Raw genomic sequence first — 3,930 nt, 5'->3', positions numbered from 1 at the left:
TGCTTTTAGCCGCCGCTTTCGCAGAAGCCATCGCTATTTATGCTTTGGTTATTGCATTCGGTATCAAATAGTCTTATGACGAACAGGGGACTGAAAGTCAGATCCCCTGAGGTTAGAAGATTATTAAATAAAATTCTAAATCACAAATTCTAAATCCTAAATAATATTATCGTTTATAGATTGTTTAGAATTTGGTAACTAGAATTTGGAGCTTAAAACAACATGGATGAATTAGTAAAAACATTTCACATCGATTGGAAACTGATTATCGCCCAAGTAATCAACTTCGGTATAGTCCTGGGTGTTTTGTGGTACTTTGCTTTGAAACCGCTAATGAAAGTAATGAACAAGCGCACGGAAGATATTGATCAGAGCCTGAAAAACGCGGAGGAAATTGAAAAAAAACTGAAAGTTGCCGGTGAAACAAAGGACAGAATTGTTACTGATGCCAAGAAAGAATCCCAGGCGATTATGGAAAAGGCCAGCAAAGAAGCGGAGAAACTGAAGGCGGACAAGATAGCGGAAACCAGATCGGAAATGGAAAAAATTGCCGCAAAAACCAAGGCCAGTTTATTAGCCGACAAAGACCAGATGATTGCTGATGCCAGGAAAGAAGTTGGTAGTTTGATTATTGAGGCCAGCTCAAAGATTGTCGGCAAAAATCTGGATTCGGAATCCAACAGGAAAATGGTGGAAGAGACAGTTAACCAAATCAAAAAATAGTAATGAGAAAGATTACGCCAAAAAAATACGCCCAAGCTCTGTATGAATCGCTGGAAGGCAAGGACAAGGCAGAAATTGCCAGCGCCATTACTTCATTTATTCAGGTTTTAGTGCGGAATAAAAGCATTTCAAAATCCGATAAAGTGATCAGTGCCTTTCAGGATTATTTGAATGAACAAGAAGGCATACAGGCGGTGTCGGTTTATTCCGTAAAAGCTTTGCACCAGGAAGAAAAAAAAGAAATCAAATCCGGTTTAAAACAAGCATTAAAGAAAGAGATTGAACTGATTGAATATATTGATCCGGAATTGATGGGCGGAGTGATATTGAAATACGGTGATGTAATTGTGGATGGTAGCGTAAAGAATAAAATTGAGAATTTAGCAAATACTATAGGTTAAAATTATTTAATATTTGAAATACAATTAAAAAAACAATTATGGCAAACAAGGACTACATTATTGAGGAGTTAAAGAAACAAATCACCGATTATAAAACTTCGGTTGCGAAAGAAAAAGTTGGCACGGTGGAAGAAATCGGTGACGGCATTGCCAGAATATCCGGTCTTTCCGACACAATGGCGTCAGAGATGCTTGAATTTCCCGGCGGGAAGTTCGGGGTGTCCTTAAACCTGGAAGAGGATTCCGTCGGAGCGATCATTTTGGGTGAATACGAAACAATCCAAGAAGGCGATACGGTAAAAAGTACCGGCAGAATTTTGGAAGTTCCGGTGGGTGAGGCATTAATCGGCCGTATAGTAGATCCTTTAGGTCAGCCGATTGACGGCAAAGGCCCGATCAAATCGGACAAATTTTACCCGATTGAAAAAATTGCCCCTCGTGTTATTACCAGGCAGAAGGTTACAACACCGGTTCAAACCGGAATAAAAGCGATTGATGCCATGATTCCAATCGGACGTGGACAGCGTGAATTGATTATTGGTGACCGTCAAACCGGAAAAACCGCACTGGCGATCGATACTATTATCAACCAAAAAGGACAGGATCAGATCTGTATCTATGTAGCAATCGGACAGAAAGAATCAAAAGTAGCTAAGCTGGTAGCGGAATTGGAAAAGAACGGCGCAATGGAACACACGATCGTTGTGGTAGCCGGTGCGTCAGATCCGGCACCGCTGACCTTTATCGCCCCTTATGCCGGTTGCGCTATGGGAGAATACTTTATGGACCAGGGTAAAGATAGTTTGGTGATCTATGATGATCTTTCCAAACATGCCTGGGCTTATCGACAGATTTCATTGTTACTCAGGCGTCCTCCAGGAAGAGAAGCGTATCCGGGTGATGTTTTCTATCTGCATTCACGTCTGCTGGAAAGAGCCGCAAAACTGAACAAAGATTACGGCGGGGGATCATTGACCGCACTGCCAATTATTGAAACACAGGCTGGTGATTTGTCAGCCTATATTCCAACTAACGTTATCTCCATTACTGACGGACAGATTTATGTTGAATCAGATTTATTCAACCAGGGTATCCGTCCGGCTTTGAACGTTGGCTTATCCGTTTCCCGTGTGGGTTCAGCGGCTCAGACCAAAGCCATGAAGCAGGTAGCGGGGAAACTCCGAATGGACTTGGCACAATATCGTGAACTGGCCGCATTTGCCCAGTTTGGTTCGGACCTGGATGAAGCGACCAGGAATCAGCTGGAAAGAGGTAAGCGGTTAACAGAGATTTTGAAACAGGTGCAATACGCCCCGATGGTAGTTGAACACCAAGTAGCTATTCTGTATGCGGCAGTTAACGGCATGCTGGATGATGTTCCGGTTGAAAGGATAGCTGAATTTGAAACTGAATTCCACAAATACCTGGATACTTCAAAAAAAGACGTGCTTGAACAGATCGTCAAAGAAAAAGAACTAAACGAAGGCTTGGAAAACAAGCTAAAGGATGTAATTGATGAATTCAAAAAAACCAAAGATTTTAACCAAGTCACAGTTGAAGAAGTAAAAGCTTAACCCAAAAAAAACAGTATGCCAGTAGCAACACGAGATATTAACAGAAGAATCAAATCCATTTCCAACACCAGGAAAATAACCAAGGCGATGGAAATGGTTTCGGCTGCAAAGATGCGCAAAGCGGTAAATGCTGTTTTGGCGACGAGGGAATACTCAAATTCCGCTTGGGAGATTGTAAAAAACCTTGCCGCAAAGACCGATCCTTCCTTGCACCCGCTTTTGCAAAAAAGAGAAAAAACCAAAAATGTCGGCGTTATTCTGATTACATCCAACCGCGGATTGTGCGGAAGTTTCAACCGGGAAGTAATAGATATGGTTGCTGAATATATCAACAACCATAAAAAAGAACATGTCGATGTGGAGGCGGAAGTCGTTTTAATGGGTACTAAAGGTCAGGATATTATGTTCCGGCACGGACACAACATTGTTGCGGAATTCGCAAAACTGGATATGAACGCCAGGATATCAGAAATAACTCCGATTTCCAGAATGATTATTAACGATTATCTGTCCGGAAAATATGACAAAGTCGCGGTTGCCTACACCGATTACAAATCGGCAATTTCACAGAAACCGCGAATGAGAAAAATATTGCCGATTGATCGTGAAGATCAGGAATTGGGTTATGTAGGAAAAGATTCGGAGAAACAGCCGGGTAGTATCTTTGAATCCGGATTTGAATATTTATTTGAGCCGTCACCGGATGCTGTTTTGGACCAGATGATGTACCGTTTGATTGAACTGCAGATTTACCAAGCATTGTTGGAATCCAATGCTTCTGAACACTCAGCTAGAATGCTGGCAATGCGTAATGCATCAGACGCGGCTGAGGATATGATTGATGATCTGACGCTTTACTTTAACCAGGCAAGACAGCAGTCGATTACGGCGGAACTCGCGGATATTAGTGCCGGCCGAGCTGCAGTAGAATAAATTCCAAATTCCAATCTCTAAATTCTAAATAATATCCAATGTTCCAAATCATAAATTCCAAACCGGGCTCAAAAATACAATGTACATTAGAAATTGGAATTTTAGATTTGTTTAGAGTTTGGAATTTAGAGATTAGAATTTCATAAAATATATATTATAAATTATTAATCATTATTAAAAAGTATGTCACAAACTACAGGAAAAATATCACAAATTATCGGTCCGGTTGTTGATGTGAAATTCGACAAAGACCTGCCACTTATTTATACCGCTCTGGAAGTGTATAAAGAGGAAAATGG

Annotated in this window: 5 protein-coding genes; all 5 read left to right on the top strand. The window is 41.1% G+C overall.

Annotation, left to right across the window (positions count from 1 at the left end; translation table 11 throughout):
* Positions 1-222: 222 nt before the first annotated feature.
* Positions 223-723 (top strand): F0F1 ATP synthase subunit B, encoded by a 501-nt coding sequence (gene atpF, locus WCW66_06915; GenBank protein ID MFA6392434.1) that lies wholly within the window; start codon positions 223-225, stop codon positions 721-723.
* A gap of 2 nt (positions 724-725) precedes the next feature.
* Positions 726-1,124, top strand: a complete 399-nt coding sequence (atpH, locus tag WCW66_06910) for an ATP synthase F1 subunit delta (GenBank protein MFA6392433.1) — start codon at positions 726-728, stop codon at positions 1,122-1,124.
* Between the two features lie 38 nt (positions 1,125-1,162).
* Positions 1,163-2,698, top strand: coding sequence for a F0F1 ATP synthase subunit alpha (gene atpA, locus WCW66_06905; GenBank protein MFA6392432.1), 1,536 nt, complete (start codon positions 1,163-1,165; stop codon positions 2,696-2,698).
* Between the two features lie 15 nt (positions 2,699-2,713).
* Positions 2,714-3,631: an ATP synthase F1 subunit gamma gene (gene atpG, locus WCW66_06900; protein ID MFA6392431.1), complete on the top strand. Its 918-nt coding sequence runs from the start codon at positions 2,714-2,716 to the stop codon at positions 3,629-3,631.
* A gap of 183 nt (positions 3,632-3,814) precedes the next feature.
* The coding region (locus tag WCW66_06895; protein MFA6392430.1) for a hypothetical protein at positions 3,815-3,930 on the top strand (116 nt) is incomplete at its 3' end.

Source organism: Patescibacteria group bacterium, from assembly GCA_041664365.1.
GTDB lineage: Bacteria > Patescibacteriota > Patescibacteriia > UM-FILTER-42-10 > UM-FILTER-42-10 > JAHJEX01.
This window is presented reverse-complemented; position numbering and strand designations above follow the sequence as displayed.

Bases quoted from the DNA above. Each gene is read 5' to 3' on its own strand.
- atpA (MFA6392432.1), top strand. From the start codon at position 1,163: ATGGCAAACAAGGACTACATTATTGAGGAGTTAAAGAAACAAATCACC.
- atpG (MFA6392431.1), top strand. From the start codon at position 2,714: ATGCCAGTAGCAACACGAGATATTAACAGAAGAATCAAATCCATTTCC.
- atpF (MFA6392434.1), top strand. From the start codon at position 223: ATGGATGAATTAGTAAAAACATTTCACATCGATTGGAAACTGATTATC.
- atpH (MFA6392433.1), top strand. From the start codon at position 726: ATGAGAAAGATTACGCCAAAAAAATACGCCCAAGCTCTGTATGAATCG.